The following is a 20,867-nucleotide window of genomic DNA, read 5'->3' as shown; positions in this document are numbered from 1 at the left end:
ACGCATCCGCCGGGGGCGGGACGTTCCGTTCACCGCCAGTTAACCCGCTGCAAATGGCCCGAAGCTGACCCCGGCACGGAACGTCTGGAACCTTTCGCAACGCACAGTCTCGCGCAAGTCGGCGACCCTATGCGTTAACAAATTCCTTCTTCTTCAGAGGCACCCGATGGGTATTCTTCTCGGCCTTATCGTCACCATCGGCTGCGTGTTGGGCGGTTACGTCGCAGCCGGCGGCCATCTCTACGTTCTCTGGCAGCCTTACGAGCTCCTGATCATTCTGGGCGCCTCGCTCGGCACGTTCCTCGTCGCCAACAACATGAAGGTGGTCAAGGACACGGGCAAGGCGCTGGGCGAGGCCTTCAAGGACGCCGTTCCCAAGCAGCGCGACTATCTCGACCTTCTCAGCCTTCTCCATTCGCTGATGCGCGAGATGCGCTCCAAGTCGCGCTCGGAAGTGGAAGCCCATGTCGACAACCCGGCCGAATCGGCGATCTTCAGCGCGTTTCCGAACATCCTGAAGAACCAGGCGATGACCAACTTCATCTGCGACTATTGCCGCCTGATCATCATCGGCAACGCTCGTCCGCACGAGATCGAGGCGCTGATGGACGAGGAAATCCACACCGTCCAGCACGACAAGATGAAACCCAAGCACGCGGTTCAGGAAGTCGCCGACGGTCTTCCCGCGCTCGGCATCGTCGCGGCCGTTCTCGGTATCGTTCACGCCATGGGCGCGCTCGACCAGTCGCCCGAAGTGCTCGGCCATCTCGTCGGCGCGGCGCTCGTCGGTACCTTCGCGGGCATTTTCTTCTCCTACGGCGTGTTCGCGCCGCTCGCCGCCAAGATCAAGTCGGTGCGCGAGAAGCAGATGCGCATGTACATCATCATCAAGCAGACGCTGATCGCCTACATGAACGGCGCTCTCCCGCAGGTCGCGCTCGAATACGGCCGCAAGGCGATCTCCGCCTATGACCGTCCGACGATCGACCAGGTCGAGGCCGAGACCATCGGCGGCGGCGCGCCGGCACCGGCGGCATAAGGAGGCTCCATGGAAACCGTTACCGACCGTCGCATCGGGGAGCGGCTTCGCTCGGCGGCCCGGATCGAGCCGGACCGCTATCCCCGCCTCAAGGTCATCGGCGCGAGCTGGGCCGAGGCCGCAAGCGCCAAGCTGAACGCCTCCTACGCCTCGCCGCTGAAGATCGAGTTCGCCGACCTGTCGAACTTCACCTTCGACGCCCGCGCGATGGAACAGGCCGATACGCAGATCGTCCTCACCGTGCGCTCGCCCAAATGGCGCGAGACGGTTCTGGTGGCCGGCGGTGCGCTCTTCGCCGACACGGTGGCCGAAGCGGCCTTCGGCGGTGACGGGCGCAACAAGCTGGATGCCGGCCGGCCACTCACCAGCGTCGGCAAGTTCTTCGCCGACACCGCGCTGCGCGCCTTCGTGGACACCGGCAATGCCGTGTTCGGCGACATCGCGCCGATGCAGATGGCGCCGGACCGGCTCGTGGTGGAGGAGATCGGCGCCAAGCTCGACGCCCTGGTTCCCGCCGACGCGCGCCAGTTCGTGGAGTTCCGCTTCGAAGTGTCGATCGGGCGCTGCGTGGCGGCGCTGCGGATCGCGATCCCCGAGGCGGTGCTGGCGCTGCACAAGCGCGCGCTCGCCGTGCTTCCCGACAACAGTCCCTCGATCGTCGACGAAAGCTGGACCAAGGATCTGGAAGCGGGCTTCCAGAAGGCGGACATGCGCGTCAGCGCGCTTCTGGCCGAGCATCCGACGACGCTCGGCGAGGTCGCCACGTTCCAGATCGGTCAGACGATCCCGCTCTCGGTGACCATGGAAAGCCTGCTCGTCCTCGAATGCGAGGGCCAGCGCCTGTTCCGAGGCCATATGGGCCGCTCGCGCGACAGCTACATGGTGCGGATCGAGGAAGCGGTCGACCCGACGGAGGAGTTCATCGATGACATCCTTGCTGATTGACGCCCTGCTCGTCGCGGCCCTCGTCGTCACCAGCTGGCGCACGGGCTCCATGTATCGCGAACTGCGCCGCCTGCGCTCCGACGAAACGGCGCTTCGCGGCGCCCTCGTCGAGGCCGACCAGTCGATCAACCGCGCGGCCAACGCCGTGGTGCTTCTGAAGACCGAGGGCGTGCGCACGCTTCAGGCGCTGGAAGAGCGCATGGCCGAGGCGCAGGACCTGGCCGAGCGCCTCGACATCATTCTCGACAGCTACGAGCGCCGGCGCGTGGCGCCTGCCAACGACGCGGACGCCGTGTCCCGCTTCGCGTCAGTTCCAGTCGCTATTCGTTAATAAATAGGGTCGCTTCGACCCGGAGATTTTCCGAAGGACCTGTTCTCCCATGGCCAACCAGACGATCGACCTCGAGACCGAAACGACCTTCAATCCGACGTTCGGCGTGGAGGACACCGAGTTCACCGACGAGACCGAGAGCGAGATGGAGTTCGGCGCCGAGAACGGCTTCATGGCCGAAAGCTACGAGGACGCGGCGCCCGCCGCCGACCTTCCGCCGGTTCAGCCCAATCTCGACGTCATCATGAACATCCCGGTCACGATGCAGGTCGTGCTCGGCTCCACGGTGATGCCGGTCGCCAACCTGATGAAGCTCGGACGCGGCGCCGTGGTGAAGCTCGACACCAATGTCTCCGACCCGGTGGACCTCATGGTGAACGGGCGCATCGTGGCGCGCGGCGAGGTCGTGGTGCTCGAGAACGAGGACCAGCGCTTCGGCATCACGCTGACGGAGATCGTGTCGCCGGCTGCTCGCCAGCCGCGCTCGAAGTCCGCCGGCGCCGTCTGACGGTATCGCCATGTTGGGGGCCTACACACCACTGGAACTCGAGGGTCCGCAGAAGTCGGGCGCGGCCAAGGCCGCCATCCTGCTCCTGACGCTCGGCGGCGAGGGGGCGGCCAAGCTCCTCAAGCACTTCACCCCGGACGAGATCCGCACGTTGCGCCAGGGCGCCTCGCAGCAGAAGCCGGTCAGCTCCATCGAACTCGACGCCATCGTCGCCGATTTCCAGGACGCCTTCCGCTCCGGCCCCGGCCTGATCGGTCTCGACACGGAACTCTCCAAGCTCCTGCGCTCCTCGCTGTCCAGCGAGGAACAGGCGCTGGTCTTCGACCGCGACGAAGCGATCGACGACGGCGACGCGCTGCCGGTCTGGTACGAGATGGAGCAGCTCGGCGCGCAGGCGATCACGGCGCTGCTCCAGCGCGAGCATCCGCAGATCATCGCCTACGCGATCCAGCGCCTCAAGGCCGAGATCGCCGCGCAGGTCGTGGCGAGCCTCGAGGGGCCGCTGCGCAACGACGTGGTGCGCCGCATGCTCTCGGCCAAGCCGCCGAGCGAGCAGATGGCGCGCATGATCGAGCACCGCTTCCGCGAGTCCTTCGTGGCCAGCGGCAACGGCGCCGAGCGCAAGCAGCGCCACGCCACGCTCGCCGAGATCGTCAACCGCATGGAAAAGCGGCAGACCGACGATCTCCTGGAAGCGATCGAGACGAGCGAGCCGGAAGAAGCCAAGGAACTGCGCAAGCTGCTCTTCGCCTTCGAGGACATTCCGGGCCTGCCGAAGAAGTCGCGTCTCCTCCTGTTCGATGCGATCCCGACCGAAACCGTCACGCAGGCCCTGTCCGGCACGGACGAGACGATGCGCGAGGCGGTCCTGGCCGCGCTCGGCGCGCGCGCCCGCCGCATGGTCGAGGCCGAGCTCGGCCGCAACGAGGCCGTGGCGGCGAGTGCCGTTCACGACGCCCGGCGCTCCATCGCGGCCGCCGCCCTTCGCCTGTCGGCCGAAGGACGGCTCGACCTTACCGAAAAGGGCGAATAACGACCGGCGAGGCCGGGCGCGGACCATGAGGGTCCGCGCCCGGCCTCGCTTCATGCGCGATCGGGAGCGGACGGACCATGGCGGACGGTGCGGACAAAGAGTCCCAAACAGAAGAACCGACAGAGAAGAAAATCCGCGACACGGTGGAGAAGGGCAACCTTCCCGTCTCGCGCGAGGCGCCCATCCTCGCCTCGCTTCTCGCCGCCATCTGCGTCGTCGTCTTCCAGGCGCGCAACAATGCCGCGCAACTTTTCAGCGACCTGAAGGTTACCTTCGAGAACCCGACGCAATGGTCGCTCGGAAACGGTTACGATGCCCTGCGCTTTCTCCACGCCACGACGCTCCAGGCGGCGCATTTCATCTTGCCCGCCACCGGCCTCTTCATCGTGGCCGGCGTTCTCGCGTCGCTGCTTCAGAACCCGCCTCAGATCAACCTTGAGCGAATTCGTCCCAAGGCCTCCAATATTTCGCTAACCCAAGGCTGGGGAAGGCTCTTCGGTAAGCGCGGGTTCACCGAGTTCGCTAAGGCCCTCTTCAAGTTCTTCGGCGTAACGATCATCGTCGGATGGATACTTTCCGAGGAATTGCCCCTCTTGGTGACGACGATGTTCTCAGACCCGCTGCAGCTCCCGGAAACCATTCTCGGCCTCTCGATGCGGCTCCTCGCCGCCGTGTCGGTCGCGACGATCCTCCTGGTGGCCGCCGACCTCCTCTTCTCCCGCATCCTGTGGCGGCGCGACCTGCGCATGTCCAAGCAGGAAATCAAGGACGAGATGAAGCAGTCGGAAGGCGACCCGATGGTCAAGGCGCGCCAGCGCCAGATCGCCCGCGAGCGCACCAAGCGCCGCATGATGGCCTCCGTTCCCAAGGCGACCGTGGTGATCGCCAACCCGACCCACTACGCGATCGCACTGCGCTATGTGCGCGAGGAAGGCGGCGCGCCGCTGGTCGTGGCCAAGGGCGTCGATGCCATGGCCTTGAAAATTCGCGAGATTGCCGAGACGCATGACATTCCCGTGGTGGAGGACAAGCTCTTGGCAAGGTCGATGTACGATCATGTGGAAGTCGATCAGATGATTCCCCCGCAGTTCTTCAAGGCGGTCGCGGAAGTCATCTACTATCTCCACGAGCGTTCAGGCACGCGGATGGAAATTGGGGTCGCCTAACGCTCCGCGGCATTGCTTCGTCGCCCGGACCGCCACGTTCTTCTTCCGAGTAAAGGTTCTCCATGGGCGCCCAAGTCATGCTTAACGTTCGCAACAAGCACGCAGCGGATCGGGAACGTCTGGTGGCGAACGGCATCCGGGAGGTCGTGGCGGAGTTGCGGCTGGTGGAGGCGATCGACTATGTCGCGTTTCTGCGCATGGAGGCCTACGGCAACATCGCCGATATCGTGGATTCCTCCACGCAGCTCTTTCTCCAGCCCGGCGCGCTGCGCTTTGCGGACGGGGGCGAAATCCATCTGACCTGGGGCACCCCGCCTGCGATCGATCTCGACATGGAACTGCGCCTGCCCGAGGTCAGCGTGCATTTCCGTCTGAGCCTGTCGGCCACGCGCTCCAACGTCCACATCAACTACATCGCCTTCGCCGAGCCCGATCTCGAGCCGGGCATCAACACCCAGCGGCTTGCCAAGGCGATCGAGGCCGCGCGGCTGCGCGTCGAGCCTCGGGTCTGATCCCCCTTCCTCTTCGGCTTCATCTATCCAGGCCCCGCCCATGGCGGGGCCTTTTCATTTGGCCGGAAGTATTAATCCCTGTTAACCATGGTTAACGCTTGATTAACAAAAGGTTTTTGTTCCGTTAGCCAGTTTCGGACAAGTGGCTTTCCTTAAAACGCGGTTACGAGACCAGTCTCGAGGATCTACCGCGCAATGAGCGATTTATATCTCTTCGGCCTTTCCTCCACCCGCGCCGACTGGCTGTCGCAGCGCCAGGCCGTGGTCGCCGAAAACGTCGCCAACGCCAACACGCCGGGCTACCGCGCCAAGGACGTTTCGGCCTTCTCGACGGTTCTGGAAACCACGAAGCTGGACCTTGCCGCCTCCAGCGCGAACCATCTCGTCGCCTCGGCCGGCCGCGAGTTCGGCGTGGACGCCGCCCGCCAGACGCCCTGGGACGTCACCCATTCGGGCAACTCCGTGAGCCTCGAGCAGGAAATGCTGAAGGCGGGCGAAATCTCGCGCGACTACGCGCTCGACACGTCCATCGCCAAGGCCTTCCACCGCATGTACCTCTCCACGCTGAAGGGCTGACGACCGATGACCGACGCGATCTCCTCCGCCCTTCGCATCGCCGCCAGCGGCCTCGAGGCCCAATCGACGCGCCTGCGCGTCGTGTCCGAAAACGTCGCGAACGCGCGCTCGACCGGCGAAACGCCGGGCTCGGACCCCTATCGCCGCAAGACCGTGACCTTCGCGTCCGAAATCGACCGGATGACGGGCGCCGAGATCGTCCACGTCAAGGAAATCGGCCTCGACCGCGCGCAGTTCAAGTCGGAATACGACCCCGGCAATCCGGCGGCCGACGCCGACGGCTACGTCAAGATGCCCAATGTCAGCCCGCTCGTCGAAATGGCCGACATGCGCGAGGCGAACCGCTCCTACGAGGCCAATCTCCAGGTCATCAAGCAGGCGCGCGAGCTGATCAATCTCACCATCGATCTCATGCGAGGCTGAACGCCATGATTTCCGCCCTCACCAACGCGGCCACACGCGTCGACAGTTTCCGCCTGGACAAGGTCGCCACCGCCGGAGCCGGCGAGACCGCCAGCGCCGGCCAGGGCTTCGCCGCCGCCATGGCCGACATGGCCCGCGAGGCCAACCAGACCATGAAGGGCGCCGAGGCGACCTCCATCCAGGGCGTCAACGGCAAGGCCTCGACCCAGGCCGTCGTGGACGCGGTGATGGGCGCCGAGCGCACCCTTCAGACGGCCATCGCGATCCGCGACAAGGTCGTCTCCGCCTATCTCGAACTTTCCCGCATGTCGATCTAACGAAAGTAAAAGCCCATGCGCGCCCTTGCGATCGCCGCGACCGGCATGAACGCCCAGCAGACCAATGTCGAAGTGATCGCGAACAATATCGCGAACATCAACACGACCGGCTTCAAGCGCGCCCGCGCCGAGTTCACCGACCTTCTCTATCAGGTCGAGCGGGCGCAGGGCATCCCGGCGCGCGGCGGCGAGAACACGATCCCCGAGGGCGTGCAGATCGGCCTCGGCGTGCGCACGGCCGCCGTGCGCACCGTCCACATCCAGGGCGCTTTGGAGCAGACCGGCAACGATCTCGACCTCGCGATCAACGGCCAGGGCTATTTCCAGATCCAGGGCCCGGGCGGCGAGACGCTCTACACGCGCGACGGCGCCTTCAACAAGAGCGCCACCGGCCAGATCGTGACGCTCGACGGCTTCACGGTCGATCCCGGCCTCACCATCCCGCAGAACGCCACGCAGGTCTCGATCAACGAGGCCGGCCAGGTCTATGCCAAGGTGGACGGCGAGGATCAGCTCATCGGCCAGCTCAGCCTCGTCAACTTCGCCAACGAGCCGGGCCTCGCCGCGCAGGGCAACAACCTGTTCCGCGAGACCGCCGCTTCCGGCGCGCCGATCGCCGGCGTGCCGGGCGATCCGGGCTACGGCGTCATCAAGCAGGCCTATCTGGAAAACTCCAACGTGGATCCGGTCAAGGAAATCTCCGAGCTGATCTCGGCGCAGCGCGCCTACGAGATGAACTCCAAGGTCATTCAGGCGGCGGACGAAATGGCCGGCGTCGTGTCGAAGGGTCTTCGCTAAGCCATGGTCGCAGCCTCGCTACTCCGCCGACTTTCCCTCGCGGCTTCGCTGGGCGCGGGGCTCGCCATCACCGTTTCGTCGCCCGTCCGGGCGGCGGACCTCAACCTGCCGGTGCCGACCTCGGTCATCTATCCCGGACAGAGCGTTCTCGACAAAGGCGTCATGCCCATGCGCTTCACCGTGCCGGGCGAGCAGCTCTCGGCCTATGTCGTGGAGGAGGGGATGCTGCGCAACCGGCTCGCCCGGCGCACGCTCCTGCCCAACCAGCCGATCCTCCTGTCCGACCTGAAGTCGCCCGACACGGTGACGGCGGGCGTGCCGACCAAGCTCGTCTACCGCGAAACCGGCCTCCTCATCACAGGCATGGGCACGCCGCTCCAGTCCGCGGGCGCCGGCCAGGCGGTGCGCGTGCGCAACACCGACAGCGGCGTCACCATTTCCGGCGTCGCCATGGAAGACGGCACGATCGAGGTGTCCGCCCAATGAGACACGCCCTCCGCCTCGCGCTTCTCGCCACGATCGCCTCCTTCGGCTTCACCTCCGCCTTCGCCGCCGATTACGGCGGGGCCGGCTACAGCCAGGCCGGGATCGGCGCGCGCGAGAACTTCAACATGGTGCTCCCGCGCGTGCGCCCCTCGGGCGGCGTGCGCATCAAGGACATCACCACGATCAAGGGCGTGCGCGACAACCAGCTCGTCGGCTACGGTCTGGTGATCGGCCTTCAGGGCACGGGCGACAGCTTGCGCAACTCGCCCTTCACCGAGCAGTCGCTCCAGTCCATGCTGGATCGCATGGGCGTCAACGTGCGCTCGGCCAATCCGCGCACGCGCAACGTGGCGGCCGTCGTCGTCACGGCCGACCTGCCGGCCTTCTCGGGCATCGGCTCGCGCATCGACATCAACGTCTCCTCGCTCGGCGACGCCTCCTCGCTGATGGGCGGCACGCTCGTCATGACACCGCTTTACGGCCCCGACGGCGAGATCTACGCGGTCGGCCAGGGCGCGCTCGCCGTCAGCGGCTTCTCCTCGGAAGGCACCAACGAGAGCCTGACGCAGGGCACGCCGACCACCGGCCGCATCGCCGGCGGCGCCCTCATCGAGCGCGAAGTGCCGCGCGCCAATGTCGACACGCCGACCATCACGATGGAACTGCGCAATCCCGACTACCGCACGGCGATCCGGGTGGTGGACGCGATCAACGCCTTTGCGGTCGGCGCCTATGGCAAGCCGGTGGCGCGCGAGCAGGACTTCCGCAACATCACGCTGACGCGCCCGACCAAGCTCTCCTCCACCCGCTTCATCGCCGATCTCGGCGATCTCCAGATCGCGCCCGACCAGGCCGCGCGCGTGGTGATCGACGAGCGCACCGGAACCGTGGTGATCGGACAGGACGTGAAGATCTCGACCGTCGCGGTGACGCATGGCAGCCTGACGGTGCGCATCACCGACACGCCCAACGTCTCGCAGCCCGCGCCCTTCTCCAACGGCCAGACCGTCGTGACGAAGGACACGAATGTCAGCGCCGAGCAGGGCGGCGGCAATCTCGCCATCGTCCAGGGCGCCAATCTCGACGCCGTGGTGCGCGGGCTCAATCGCCTCGGCCTCAAGCCGACCGGCATCATCGCCATTCTCCAGGCCATCAAGACCTCGGGCGCCCTCCAGGCCGACCTCGTGGTTCAGTGAGACCCGCCATGACCCTTTCGCCGATCTCCCGCCGCTCCTCGCTGTCCACCGCGCTTCTCGCCGGCGCCGTGCTCCTGGCCGGCCTCTCGGGGGTCCGAGCCGAATCCGCCAAGGAACCGGCCGCGCCGCCCCCGACCACCAACAAGCTGCGCGTCATCGGCTCCGACGGCACGGAGCAGTCGGTTCCCGTGCAGGCGACGACCGACGTCCAGCGCTACTGCTCCAACATCGCCGATCCCGCGCTCGACGCGCGCAACGCGCTGCAGCTCGCCAAGGTCAAGGAAGCGGAGGACCAGCTTTCGGCCCGCATCCAGGAACTCGACGCCAAGCGCAAGGAAGTCGAGACCTGGCTTTCGGAGCGCAAGGCCTTCATCGAATCGACCTCCGAGACGATGATCAACATCTATTCGGGCATGAAGGCGGACGCCGCCGCCGGTCAGCTCGCCGGCATGGAGCGCCCGGTCGCCGCCTCGCTTCTCACCCGGCTGAAGCCGCGTCAGGCGAGCGCGATCCTCGCCGAGATGCCCGCGCCGGTGGCCGCCGAGCTCGCCAACATCATCACCGAGAAGACCGACCGCGCGGCCCAGGCCAGCGCCGCGGGCGCGCCCGCCGCCGACGAAGGACAGAAGTCGTGAGAATCCTCGCCTGCCTTCTCGCCACCGGCGTTCTCGCCGGCTGCACCACGACCCGCGAAGACCTGATGAAGGAGCCCGTGCTGACCCCGGTCGGCACCGGCCTGCACCAGTTCCCGCCCGTGGTTCAGCCCCAGGCCGCCTATTCGCCCGAGCCGCCGCGCCACGTGAACTCGCTCTGGACCGGCCGCAACGCCGATTTCTTCCGCGACACGCGCGCGCTCAACGTCGGCGACATCGTCACGGTCAAGATCAAGATCGACGACAAGGCGACGCTCGACAACAACACCAAGCGCTCGCGCGATTCGGGTGTCAGCGTCGGCGCCGATCTCAAGGGATCGTTCGGCTCCTGGGGGCTGCCGACCGTCGGCACGACCCTCGGCCTGAAGAACGGCACCAAGGCCACCGGCAAGGGCACCGTGGACCGCAAGGAAGAGATCAACGTCTCCGTCGCCGCCGTGGTGACGCAGGTCCTGCCCAACGGCAATCTCTACATTGCCGGCCAGCAGGAAGTGCGCGTCAATTTCGAGGTTCGCGTTCTGTCGATCGCCGGCATCATCCGCCCGGGCGACATCTTGCCCAACAACACGATCTCCTACGAGAAGATCGCCGAAGCGCGCATCTCCTACGGCGGCCGGGGTCGCCTGTCGGAAGTGCAGCAGCCGGGCTGGGGCCAGCAGATCCTCGACAACGCGCTTCCCTACTGAGGCGCGCCGAGGCGGCCGCCCAGGCCTCCCACCTCCTTACCTTCGCATCCCAGCGGGCCGGCACTTGCCGGCCCGTTTTTGCGTTTCGATCCTCCGCAAGGCTCGGGCCAGCACGATTTCTTAACACTTCCTTGCCGGCCACGATCCGCGCGCCCGTCGACAGCGTCGGGCCTCGTGTGGCTGCCGCGAGAGGGAAGGCCCCTCGAGCGGCCCTGCGGCAGGAATTTTGAGAAGTCCTTCCCCCGGAGCGGCCGATGACCGACCTGACCCCCGAAGCGCTCGCCATTCTCGCGGGCGGCGACCAGCAAGCCAAAAAGGGCGGGCGGATGCAGACGATCGCCGTTGTGGCGGGTCTGACGCTCCTGGCGGCCGGCGGCGGCGCCGCGCTCGGCTTTCTTCTGAAACCCGCGCCCGCGCCGGCGCCCGCCGCCGAAACCCCTGCCGCTGCCCCGCACGCCGAGGCGAAGGGCGCGGAGGGTCATTCCGGCAAGGCCGAGACCGGCGCCGAAGGCTCGCTCGCCAACAAGGAAAGCGCCGGCGAGCCGGTGAAGGAATCCTTCGTCGAGATCCCCGCGATCCTCACCGATCTCTCCGCGCCCGTCGGCGCGCAGCTTCGCCTCGAAATGGGCCTCGTCCTGCGCCCGGGCGACGAGAAGGTGGACGAGGCGGTTCTCACGACGCAGATCCAGGCCGATACGCTGGTCTTCCTGCGCACGCTGGAACTCGCGCAGATCGAGGGCTCGCGCGGCCTTCTGCACCTGAAGGAAGACCTTCTGGAGCGCGCCCGCCTTCGCTCGCCCGCCGTGGTCGACGTCGCCGTCCGTTCGCTGGTGGTGAAGTGAGACCGGCGCTTCCCGCGGCGGCGCTTCTGGCGGCGCTGCTTCTGGCCGTGCCCGCTCACGCGCAGGACGCGGTGGCCAACGCCGCCAATGATCTCGCCTCGCTGATTCCGGCCGGCGACGGCGCGGTCTCGGGCCGCATCGTCCAGCTCTTCGGCATCGTCACGGTCCTCTCGGTGGCGCCGGGCCTTCTCGTCATGGTGACGGCCTTCACCCGCGTCGTGATCGCGCTCTCGATCCTGCGGTCCGGTCTCGGTCTCCAGACGACGCCCGCCAATCTCATCATCATCTCGCTGTCGCTCTTCATCACCTTCTTCGTGATGATGCCGACTTTCGACCAGAGCTGGCGCGACGGGCTTCAGCCCCTCATGAAGGGCGAGATCACCGAACAGGAAGCGCTGCCGCGAATCGCCGAGCCCTTCCGCGAATTCATGCTGGATCAGGTGCGCAGCCAGGATCTGGCGCTGTTTTCCGATTTCAGCCAGTCCGCCAACCGCGACCGCCTGCCGGAAGTGCAGCAGGGCGCGGGCGAGGGGCAGGAGGTCGATTTCCGCGTCCTCGTTCCCGCCTTCATGATCTCCGAGCTGCGCCGGGGCTTCGAGATCGGCTTCCTGATCGTCCTGCCGTTCCTCGTGATCGACCTGATCGTCGCCACCCTCACCATGTCCATGGGCATGATGATGCTTCCGCCGACCGTGATTTCCCTGCCGTTCAAGATCCTGTTCTTCGTGTTGATCGACGGCTGGAACATGCTGACGGGGAGCCTGGTGCGCTCGTTCATGTAGCGAAGCTGTACTGAAACTGATTTCACGCGAGACGTGCAAAACTTTGGCCGTTCCGGCTCTCCGTTTTACCGAGTTTTAAAACTCGCCCCCTAGTTTCGAGCCCATAGAAGGTTGATCGCCCAGTTACCCCAAGGGGCCGCGATCATAGGCATGATGCCGGACTTCTATGCCGGCTCGATCCGGTCTGTCCCAACGATTTGATTTATCGGGACATCCTCATGACCTCCGTGAACACGAACGCCGCAGCTCTTACCGCTCTGCGCACGCTTCAGAACACCAACAGCCAGCTGGAATCCGTCCAGAGCCGCATCTCGACGGGCCTGAAGATCGGCGAAGCCAAGGACAACGCGGCTTACTGGTCGATCGCCACGACGCTGAAGTCGGACAACAAGTCCCTTTCGACCGTCAAGGACGCTCTCAGCCTCGGCTCCGCCACCGTCGACACGGCTTACCAGGGCCTCAACAAGGCCAAGGACGTTCTCGACGAGATCAAGTCCAAGCTGACCGCCGCCACGCAGGACGGCGTCGACCGCTCCAAGATCCAGTCGGAAATCACCGAGCTTCAGAAGCAGCTGACCTCGATCGCTTCGTCCTCGACCTTCTCGGGCGAGAACTGGCTTTCGGTCGACTCCTCGGTCGCCTCCTACAACGCGACGAAGTCGGTCGTCTCGTCCTTCTCGCGCGACGCTTCGGGCGCGGTTTCGATCGGCTCGATCGACGTCAACATCACGAACGTCAAGCTGTTCGACAAGAGCGGTTCGGCCGATGGTATCCTGGACGGCAAGTCCACGCTGAAGAAGGCGGACGGCACCACCCTGATGGCCGGCGGCCTTCCGGGCGGCACCCCCCCGGTCACGACGGCGCTGAGCTTCGGCAACACGCCGGCTCTGGCGAGTGCCGGCGGTTCCGCTGGCGTCGCTTCGATCAACCTCGGCACGCTCGACATGACCGGCGTGACGCAGGGCGACAAGCTCAGCTTCACGCTCAACGTCAACGGAACGTCCAACCTCGTCCGGCTGGACACGACGGGCCTCACCGCCGCGAACTTCGCTTCGAAGCTTCAGGGCGCTGTCAACCTCGCCCTCACGGGCTCGGCTTCGACCGCCGCCCCCGCGACCGTGAAGGTCGGCGGAAACGTGGCCGGCACGTCGGGCGCCGTGACCATCGAAACCAGCGCGGTTGGCACCTCGGCCACGATTTCGGCCAGCGCCGTGACGCGGACGGACGGCGACGGCGTGACCACGAGCGTCGGCGGCCTGCTGACGGGCGGCTCGCTGCCGGCTCCGAAGTTCGGCACGGAATACGAGGCTTCCGCCTCGATGCAGGGCACGACCGCTACCGCGTTCGCGACCCCGGCCGCTTCCGGCAGCCCGACGGTTGTGGCTGTCACTCTTGGCACCTATGCGAACAACGCGGTGACCATCACCGATGCTACCGACAAGGTTGAGTTCAGCCTGAACTTCAACGGCGTGCCGAAGACGATCACCGCCGACGGTTTCAGCGCCGGTACCCTGGCGAAGGCTGACCTCATCCTAAAGCTCCAGGATAAGATCGACCAGCAGTTCGCCGGCACCTTCTCGCAGACGAATGGACGTGCCTACCAGGCCGGCGACATCGTCGTGTCCAATACCTCCGGTGACACCATCGACATCAAGACCAAGGCTGGGATCGTCGGCTCGCAGGAGTCGCTGCAGCTCGGCACGGTCACCAAGACCAATGGCTTCGCGGCTTCTGGCGGCAACGCCATCGCGGCCAGCTCGACGAGCGTCGTGAAGGGTACGGGTACGGGTGCGGGTATCGTCGCGGGCGATACGTTCTCGATGGATGTGCAGTACGGCTCGACCGTGAAGCGGATCACCCACACGTTCCAGACGGTCGACTTCCTCGCAGGTGGTCTCGTTGCCAACTGGGCGACCAAGGGCCAGCCGACGGCAACCGAGTTCGCGGCCTTCCTCCAGGCGAAGATCGACGCCAACACGACCGGCTTCGGCCTCTCCCAGTTCAACGGGACCGGCGCGACCTATAATCAGGGCGACATCAAGGTCGTCACGGACGGTGCGGGCCACTTCAGCGTCGAGACCAAGAAGAAGGGTGCCGACATGGCTGTCGGTATCAGCAACGTCCAGGCCACCATCAACGGAACGGCTTCTGTTGCCGGTACCGCGAGCGCTACCAGCCGCTTGGGCTTCGCCGAGAACTCGACGTCCAATTACTACGCCTCTGGCGTGAAGACGGCCAGCACCACGGGTGGTGTGGTCGGTTACGGTAGTGCGACGGCTCCGACGCAGTCCATCGGCACCTTCGACAACACCGGTATCAAGAACAACGACCGCATCTCGCTGACGATCAACAACGGCGGGACGCAGAAGACGATCACGATCTCGACCGACGGCATGACGGGCGATACCTCGACCGCCGGTAAGCTGGCCGATGCCGCAATCTTCAAGACCCGCGTGCAGTCCGCCCTGAACGACAGCGTGACAGGCTTCGGCGGCGCGGTGTTGTTCGATGTCGACACCGGCAGCTCCCCGACCTACGCCATGACGCTGAAGACCGTCGCCACGGGCTCCCAGGCCTATCTGGCGATCTCGAACGTTCAGGCGCAGGACGGCAGCGGTACCGACACGGCGTTCGCCGGCCTCACCGCCGGTGCCGTCAGCGGCACGGGAACGCCCTCGTCCACAACGTCCACCGCGGTTCTCACGAGCACGGCGAACTTCGCCGGCCCGCAGACGATCGGTGCGAACGATGTCATCTCGTTCAACGTCGTCGTGGACAACGTGTCCAAGGCGGTCACGATCGACCGGGCTCGCGTCGATGCGGCTCTGCCGGGTCAGAACGGCGTGATCGGCAGCGTGACGGACTACGCGGCAGTGCTGACCAGCGCCTTCACGGCGGCCGGCGTCCAGGCTTCGGTATCGACGACGGGACCGAGCGGTGCTCTGGTCATCACCCGCACCGCAGCTCCGGCTTCCGGCTCGCTGCTGGTGACCGGCCTGACCGCTGCGAACGGTGGCAACACGATGTCGGTCGACAAGATCGACGTCTCGGACGCCGCGCTGACCACGGCCGGCGTGACCAGTGCCAACCGCAAGGACGTCTTCGCGGCCTACATCTCGCTGGTCAACGACGCGATCAACAAGGTCACGACGGCTGCCGCTTCGCTGGGTTCGGTCGCCTCGCGCATCGACATGCAGAAGAACTTCGTGAACACGCTGATGGACACGATCGAGAAGGGCGTCGGCAACCTCGTGGACGCCGACATGACCGAAGAGTCGACCAAGCTGCAGGCTCTGCAGGTCAAGTCGCAGCTCGGCGTTCAGTCGCTCTCGATCGCCAACCAGTCCGCTCAGAGCGTCCTCTCGCTCTTCCGCGGCTGATCCAGCGATCGAAGACGGATCGGCGGGAAACCCCCGCCGGTTCACGCCTACTTCAAAGGCACCCCTCGCACCTTGCGGTCCGGGGGGTGTTTTCGTTTCGCAACAGCAACGGCGCGAATTGGGGTCGTTGCTGGAGGGGAGGGGCCAGGGTGGCCCTGAACCTTGCCGGTTGGTTAAACCGATCACGTCCGCACAAGCTTGCGCGCCCAAAGATGCCTCATCACTCCCCGCATCCGCAGGCGAACGTATATGGCGATGGTCGCTCGGGCAGAGGCCCAGAAACTCCTCTCGAACCTTCAGGCGCTCGGCGGCCGAAAGCTCGGCGCGCTGGCCATGGTCGGCGTCGTGGCGATCGCCCTCGTGAGCCTGGCGGCCTGGACGCTGTCGAAGCCGACGATGGAGGTCCTGTATTCGGGCCTCGACCGGCAGGACGTGGCGCGCATCGGCACCGCGCTCCAGGAAGCCGGCATTCCCTTCGACGTGAACGCCACCGGCGACACGGTCTCCACCAATTTCTCGCAGACCGCGACGGCACGCATGCTGCTCGCCGAAAAGAGCCTGCCGCGCTCCGACAAGGCCGGCTACGAGCTCTTCGACACGATGGGCTCGATGGGCCTCACCACCTTCATGCAGGAGGTGACCAAGGTCCGCGCGCTGGAGGGCGAGCTCGCCCGCACCATCCAGACGCTGAAGGACGTGCGCGCCGCCCGCGTCCACATCGTCCTGCCCGAGCAGGGCTCGTTCCGCCGCGAACAGCAGCCCCCGTCCGCCAGCGTCGTGATCCGCACCGACAATGTCGAGGATTTCGCCAACGCGCAGGCCATCCGCCATCTTGTCGCGTCCGCCATTCCCGGCATGAAGGTCGATCAGGTGACGGTGCTCAACACCGACGGCCGCCTCCTGGCCTCGGGCGACGATTCCTCGACCGCCGGCTCCTCCAAGCAGCTCGGCATGGAATCGGTCGTCTCCTCCTCGATCGAGGACTCGATCCGCCGCACGCTCGCGCCCTATCTCGGCGTCGGCAACTTCCAGTCCTCGGTCATCGCCCGGCTCGACACCGACCGCAAGCAGACCAACGCCCGCATCTTCGACCCCGAGGGCCGCGTCGAGCGCTCCACCCGCACGGTGCGCGAAACCGGACAGTCGAACGACACGGCCGGCAACAATCCCGCCACCGCCGGCCAGAACGTGCCGCAGGCGCAGCCGCAGGCCAACGCGCCCGGCAACAGCTCGTCGGAAGCCAAGGACCGGCGCGAGGAACTGACGAACTACGAGATCAACGAGACCACGACGCAGACCGTTTCCGACGGCTACAACGTCAAGAAGCTCTCGGTCGCCGTGGTGGTCAACCGCGCCCGCCTCGCCGCGACGCTCGGCGAGAACCCGACGCCCGAGCAGATCGACGCCGCGCTGGCCGAGGTCCGCAAGCTCGTCGCCTCCGCCTCCGGCATCTCCGACGCGCGCGGCGACCAGCTGGAAGTGACGGCGGTGGACTTCGTCTCCAACGGCCGCGATCTCGAGCCCGTGCCCGCGCCGAGCTACGCCGAGATGCTGCTCAAGCAGTCCGGCACGGTGGTCAACGCCCTCACCATCCTCGTGGTCGCGGTTCTCGTGATCTGGTTCGGCCTCAAGCCCGCCATTCGCGCCATCGCCGGCCCGTCCGCCTCCAACGACAATGCCGCGCTCGGCTCGGACGACACGATCGAGCTGCACAATCCCTCCCTCGACGTTCCTGAAATCATGGGAATTCCCGGCGCCATGAGCTTCTCCGAAGACCTCGCCGCCTCGCTCGGCTATGGCGACCCCAACAGCTCCGACGACCTCCTCGACGAACTGACCCGCAACCGCGCCAACTCGCCCAAGGTCCGCCTGGAGAAGCTCGTCGAGTTCGACGAAGCCCAAGCGGCGGCCATCCTGAAGCAGTGGATCCACGAGAAAGAAGCGGCCTAATCCATGATCCCTCTCTCGCAACTCCTGGCCGACCAGTCCGGCGACGAATTCGTCCCCTTCCGCGCTCCGGTGCGCCGCCCGGCCGCCGCCGCCCTGCAGCCCAAGGCCGTGACCCGGCCGCTCGAAAACGCCCTGCCGCGCATCGCGAGCCCGGCGCCTGCCAGAGCCCCGCAGGCGCCCGCCAAGGCTGCGGGCGTCGCCGGCCGCCCGCAGGCGCCGCTGCGCCCTGTCACCGAGCCGCGCGTTCCCCTGCGCGAGCTGGAAGCCGAGCGCGAGGCCTGGGCGGCCGAGCGCGAAGCGCTGCTCGAGGAGCGCGAGGCCGCGCTCGAGGACGCGCGCCGCCAGGCCGCCGAGGAAACCGAAACGCTGCGCCAGGATTTGGAGCGCGTGTCGGCCGGGCGCATCGAGGAGCTTCGCCGGCAGCTCGCCGCCGAACAGGCCTCGACGCTGGCGGACACGCGCCGGAGCTGGGTCGAGAACGAGGGCGACCGGCTGGCCGACCTCGTGATCCTGCAGATGGCCGTGTTCGAGGACGCGCTGAAGTCGACGCTGACCTCGCTCCTGCGCCCGCTCGTTCTCGACGCGCGCAAGCGCCAGACGGTCGATGAACTCGCCGGCGCGGTGAAGACGATCGCCTTCGACGGCGCCTCCGTGAAGATCGCCGCGTCCGGCCCGAGCGACCTTCTCCAGGCTCTGGAAACCAAGCTCGGCGATCATGCCCGTCATGTGTCCTTCGACGCCAACGAGGCTGAAACGGACGTGCGCATCGACGCCAATCAGACCGTGATCGAGACCCGGCTCGCCGCCTGGCTGAAGGCGGTGGAAGAGGCATTGTCGTGAGCACGACCGATCCCGGCCACCACCACCAGAGCATCATCATCGTTCGCCGCGGCGGCGGACACGAGGACGGCCATCACGGCGGCGCCTGGAAGATCGCCTTCGCCGACTTCATGACGGCGATGATGGCCTTCTTCCTCGTGATGTGGCTGACCTCCGTATCCGACCAGTCGACCAAGAAGCAGATCGCGCAGTATTTCAACCCGATCGAACTGAACAGCGACGTTCCGCCGACGGACGGCCTGACCAAGACCGACAACGCGCCGAAAGCCCCGCCGGAAGCGGCGACCGGCCCCAATTCCCAACCCGGCCAGCCGGGCGGCAAGCCCGTCGGCGGCAGCGCCGAGGGCGGCGAGGATCAGGCGCTGTTCCGCGACCCTTATGCCGTTCTCGCCGAGATCGTCGCCGAAGGCGGCCCGGCGGTGGAGAAGGGAACGGCCAAGGGCAAGCCGGACGGCAGCGGGCTGCCCGGCCTGAACGGCGGCGACGCCTATCGCGATCCGTTCGATCCGAGCTCCTGGCAGCTTCAGCCGAACATGGTGGCGAGCGCCTCCGATCTCTCCGACAAGCCCTTGAGCGAGAATCTGCCCCCGGCTTCGGCCGACGAGTTCAAGACGGTGGCGAGCACCAACACGCCGCCGCCGAGCACCAAGCCGCAGACCGCGCAGGACATCGACGCCGCCAAGCTGCAGAAGGAGATCGCCGCCAGCGCTCCCGACGCGGCGGCCGCCGCCGACGTCGCGGTGAAGGCGGGCAGCCCGGGCTCGGGAACGGTGACGATCTCGCTCGCCGATACGCTCGACACCGGCATGTTCCAGATCGGCTCCGCCCGGCCCACCGCCGACGCGATCCGCCTGATGGAAAAGATCGCCGCGATCCTGAAGGACCGGCCTGGCGAAATCGTCATTCGCGGCCACACGGACGCGCGCCCCTATGCGGGCAAGAGCGGCGAGCTCGACAACTGGCGCCTGTCCACCGACCGTGCGCACATGGCCTATTACATGCTCATGCGCGGCGGGCTCGACGACAAGCGCGTCGAGGCGATCGAGGGCGTGGCCGACCGCCAGCCCAGCAATCCGTCCGATCCCGAAGCGGCCAGCAACCGTCGCATCGAAATCCTTCTGAAAGAGCCAAAGGCGTGAAGACAGTGTTCGGAGTGGCCTTGTGCGCCCTGATCCTCGGGACCGGAGCCCTCCGGGCCGAGGGCGGGGGACACGGCGAAGCGGCCGCTTCGGGCGGTCATGGAGTTGCGGCTTCGGCCGCGGCCGCGACGGACGCCGCCTCGCCCGCCGAGGGAGGGGAGGGCGCCGAGCATTGGGCGACGACCCGGGCGCCCATGCCCTTCGACGTCATGCGCTCGGTGCAGTTCCTGCAGGATCAGGTGGCGCGCGGCAACGGCCGGGCGATCCGGGTGCAGGCGCTGCTCCTGCGCCGCTTCGGACGCACCTTCCTCGAGGCCGATCCGGCGGTCTGGCGCGACCCGCGCAATTTCCGCTCCGTCGTTCTCTTCGCCCTCAGCGGCGGCACGCCCGACGTGCTCGAGCGTCTGATGCGCGAGAAGCTTCTCGACGAAACGCAGATGCCGCTCCTGGAAGGGACGCTGGCCTATGTGAACAACAATCTCGACAAGGCGCGCAAGAAGTTCGCCGAAGTTCACTTCGAGGGCATGGAGCCGGTTCTGGCGGCGCAGCTTCATCTGGTGATGGGGCAGATCGATCAGATCGACCATCCCGAAAAGGCCATTCCCCATCTCGACCAGGCGCGCTTGCTGGCGCCCGGCACGCTGATCGAGGAAGCGTCGCTGCGTCTCGGCGCCATGCTGGTGGACGCGTCCGGCGACCATGCGCGCGCCGACCAGCTGGCCCGCCGCTATTTCGACCGCTTCGCCGACAGCACCTATGCCGGCAATTTCGAGGCCCGCTTCACCGCCATGGTGACCAGCCGGGCGAGCGAGCAGGCCGATGAGGCGCTGGCCGATATGTCCGACGTGATCGCCAGCCTGCCGGATGCGCGTCGTCAGACGCTTTATCTCGCGGCCGCGCGCCGCTCGCTCGTGGAAGGCAATCTGCACTTCGCCAAGGCGGCCGCCGACGCCGCGCTCGCGCTGCCCGGACTTGCGCCCGCCGATCAGGATCGCGCCGAGCTCTATGCGACCGCGTCCTCGCTCGGCTCCCTGAAGCCGGCGGAGGCGCGCGCGACGCTCGATGCGATCGACCGCGCCCAGCTCCATCCCGAAGACGGCAAGCTTCTGGACGCGGCCTATGCCGTGCTCGACTCGATCGACGCGACGCTCGCGCAGATGCCGCCCGGGGCCGCCGCGCCCGCCGGCGCTGGCGAAGCCGCCCCCGCCATCCTGGCGCAGGCCGAAGCCGCGCTCGCCCAATCCTCCCAAGTCCTGAAGCCCTGA

Annotated in this window: 22 protein-coding genes; all 22 read left to right on the top strand. The window is 66.7% G+C overall.

Translation table 11 applies throughout. The features are described 5' to 3' along the window. Positions 1-166: 166 nt before the first annotated feature. The 22 genes from motA (at position 167) to B146_RS27810 (ending at position 20,867) form a co-directional block, all read left to right on the top strand. The gene (motA, locus tag B146_RS0113435) at positions 167-1,039 is read left to right on the top strand and encodes a flagellar motor stator protein MotA (RefSeq protein WP_019996969.1); all 873 of its coding nucleotides are present in this window, start codon (positions 167-169) and stop codon (positions 1,037-1,039) included. Positions 1,040-1,048: 9 nt separating this feature from the next. Next, the gene (locus tag B146_RS0113430; RefSeq protein ID WP_019996968.1) at positions 1,049-1,984 is read left to right on the top strand and encodes a FliM/FliN family flagellar motor switch protein; all 936 of its coding nucleotides are present in this window, start codon (positions 1,049-1,051) and stop codon (positions 1,982-1,984) included. Further along, the gene (locus tag B146_RS0113425; protein WP_155897489.1) at positions 1,965-2,315 is read left to right on the top strand and encodes a hypothetical protein; all 351 of its coding nucleotides are present in this window, start codon (positions 1,965-1,967) and stop codon (positions 2,313-2,315) included. The genes B146_RS0113430 and B146_RS0113425 overlap by 20 nt, the downstream gene beginning before the upstream one ends. 172 nt (positions 2,316-2,487) lie before the next feature. After that, on the top strand, positions 2,488-2,823 hold the full coding sequence (gene fliN / locus B146_RS26060) for a flagellar motor switch protein FliN (protein WP_051091571.1): 336 nt from the start codon (positions 2,488-2,490) through the stop codon (positions 2,821-2,823). Between the two features lie 10 nt (positions 2,824-2,833). After that, on the top strand, positions 2,834-3,856 hold the full coding sequence (locus tag B146_RS0113415) for a FliG C-terminal domain-containing protein (protein WP_019996965.1): 1,023 nt from the start codon (positions 2,834-2,836) through the stop codon (positions 3,854-3,856). A 77-nt stretch (positions 3,857-3,933) separates the two neighbouring features. Continuing rightward, entirely contained in the window at positions 3,934-5,022 is a 1,089-nt protein-coding gene (flhB, locus tag B146_RS0113410; protein WP_019996964.1) for a flagellar biosynthesis protein FlhB, read from the top strand. 62 nt (positions 5,023-5,084) lie between these two features. Next, a complete protein-coding gene (locus B146_RS0113405; protein WP_019996963.1) occupies positions 5,085-5,534 on the top strand; it encodes a hypothetical protein in 450 nt (149 codons plus the stop codon). A 195-nt stretch (positions 5,535-5,729) separates the two neighbouring features. Beyond that, positions 5,730-6,110 (top strand): flagellar basal body rod protein FlgB, encoded by a 381-nt coding sequence (gene flgB / locus B146_RS0113400; protein WP_019996962.1) that lies wholly within the window; start codon positions 5,730-5,732, stop codon positions 6,108-6,110. Positions 6,111-6,116: 6 nt separating this feature from the next. Beyond that, positions 6,117-6,533, top strand: coding sequence for a flagellar basal body rod protein FlgC (gene flgC, locus B146_RS0113395; RefSeq protein WP_019996961.1), 417 nt, complete (start codon positions 6,117-6,119; stop codon positions 6,531-6,533). A gap of 5 nt (positions 6,534-6,538) precedes the next feature. Continuing rightward, the gene (locus tag B146_RS0113390; RefSeq protein WP_019996960.1) at positions 6,539-6,850 is read left to right on the top strand and encodes a flagellar hook-basal body complex protein FliE; all 312 of its coding nucleotides are present in this window, start codon (positions 6,539-6,541) and stop codon (positions 6,848-6,850) included. 15 nt (positions 6,851-6,865) lie between these two features. Further along, entirely contained in the window at positions 6,866-7,648 is a 783-nt protein-coding gene (flgG, locus tag B146_RS0113385; protein ID WP_019996959.1) for a flagellar basal-body rod protein FlgG, read from the top strand. Positions 7,649-7,651: 3 nt separating this feature from the next. Further along, positions 7,652-8,134, top strand: a complete 483-nt coding sequence (gene flgA / locus B146_RS0113380; protein WP_019996958.1) for a flagellar basal body P-ring formation chaperone FlgA — start codon at positions 7,652-7,654, stop codon at positions 8,132-8,134. Continuing rightward, entirely contained in the window at positions 8,131-9,330 is a 1,200-nt protein-coding gene (flgI, locus tag B146_RS0113375; protein ID WP_019996957.1) for a flagellar basal body P-ring protein FlgI, read from the top strand. Before flgA ends, flgI begins: the two co-directional genes overlap by 4 nt. 8 nt (positions 9,331-9,338) lie before the next feature. After that, positions 9,339-9,965, top strand: coding sequence for a MotE family protein (locus B146_RS26055; protein ID WP_019996956.1), 627 nt, complete (start codon positions 9,339-9,341; stop codon positions 9,963-9,965). Next, the gene (flgH, locus tag B146_RS0113365; protein WP_019996955.1) at positions 9,962-10,669 is read left to right on the top strand and encodes a flagellar basal body L-ring protein FlgH; all 708 of its coding nucleotides are present in this window, start codon (positions 9,962-9,964) and stop codon (positions 10,667-10,669) included. Before B146_RS26055 ends, flgH begins: the two co-directional genes overlap by 4 nt. 254 nt (positions 10,670-10,923) lie before the next feature. Beyond that, entirely contained in the window at positions 10,924-11,511 is a 588-nt protein-coding gene (locus B146_RS27815; protein WP_019996954.1) for a flagellar basal body-associated FliL family protein, read from the top strand. After that, the gene (gene fliP, locus B146_RS0113355) at positions 11,508-12,293 is read left to right on the top strand and encodes a flagellar type III secretion system pore protein FliP (RefSeq protein WP_019996953.1); all 786 of its coding nucleotides are present in this window, start codon (positions 11,508-11,510) and stop codon (positions 12,291-12,293) included. Before B146_RS27815 ends, fliP begins: the two co-directional genes overlap by 4 nt. Before the next feature lie 218 nt (positions 12,294-12,511). Continuing rightward, positions 12,512-15,673 carry a flagellin N-terminal helical domain-containing protein gene (locus tag B146_RS30175; protein ID WP_322786369.1) on the top strand — a complete coding sequence of 1,054 codons (3,162 nt, stop codon included), beginning with the start codon at positions 12,512-12,514 and terminating at the stop codon, positions 15,671-15,673. Between the two features lie 249 nt (positions 15,674-15,922). Further along, the gene (gene fliF, locus B146_RS0113345) at positions 15,923-17,623 is read left to right on the top strand and encodes a flagellar basal-body MS-ring/collar protein FliF (protein ID WP_019996951.1); all 1,701 of its coding nucleotides are present in this window, start codon (positions 15,923-15,925) and stop codon (positions 17,621-17,623) included. A 3-nt stretch (positions 17,624-17,626) separates the two neighbouring features. Then, entirely contained in the window at positions 17,627-18,463 is an 837-nt protein-coding gene (locus tag B146_RS0113340) for a hypothetical protein (RefSeq protein WP_019996950.1), read from the top strand. Then, positions 18,460-19,602 (top strand): flagellar motor protein MotB, encoded by a 1,143-nt coding sequence (locus B146_RS0113335; RefSeq protein WP_019996949.1) that lies wholly within the window; start codon positions 18,460-18,462, stop codon positions 19,600-19,602. The genes B146_RS0113340 and B146_RS0113335 overlap by 4 nt, the downstream gene beginning before the upstream one ends. Continuing rightward, entirely contained in the window at positions 19,599-20,867 is a 1,269-nt protein-coding gene (locus B146_RS27810; RefSeq protein ID WP_019996948.1) for a hypothetical protein, read from the top strand. Before B146_RS0113335 ends, B146_RS27810 begins: the two co-directional genes overlap by 4 nt.

The sequence above is a fragment of the Aureimonas ureilytica DSM 18598 = NBRC 106430 genome (assembly GCF_000382705.1).
Taxonomy (GTDB): Bacteria; Pseudomonadota; Alphaproteobacteria; order Rhizobiales; family Rhizobiaceae; genus Aureimonas; species Aureimonas ureilytica.
Note: the sequence above shows the minus strand (reverse complement) of the source record. Positions and strands in the feature narration are given on the sequence as shown.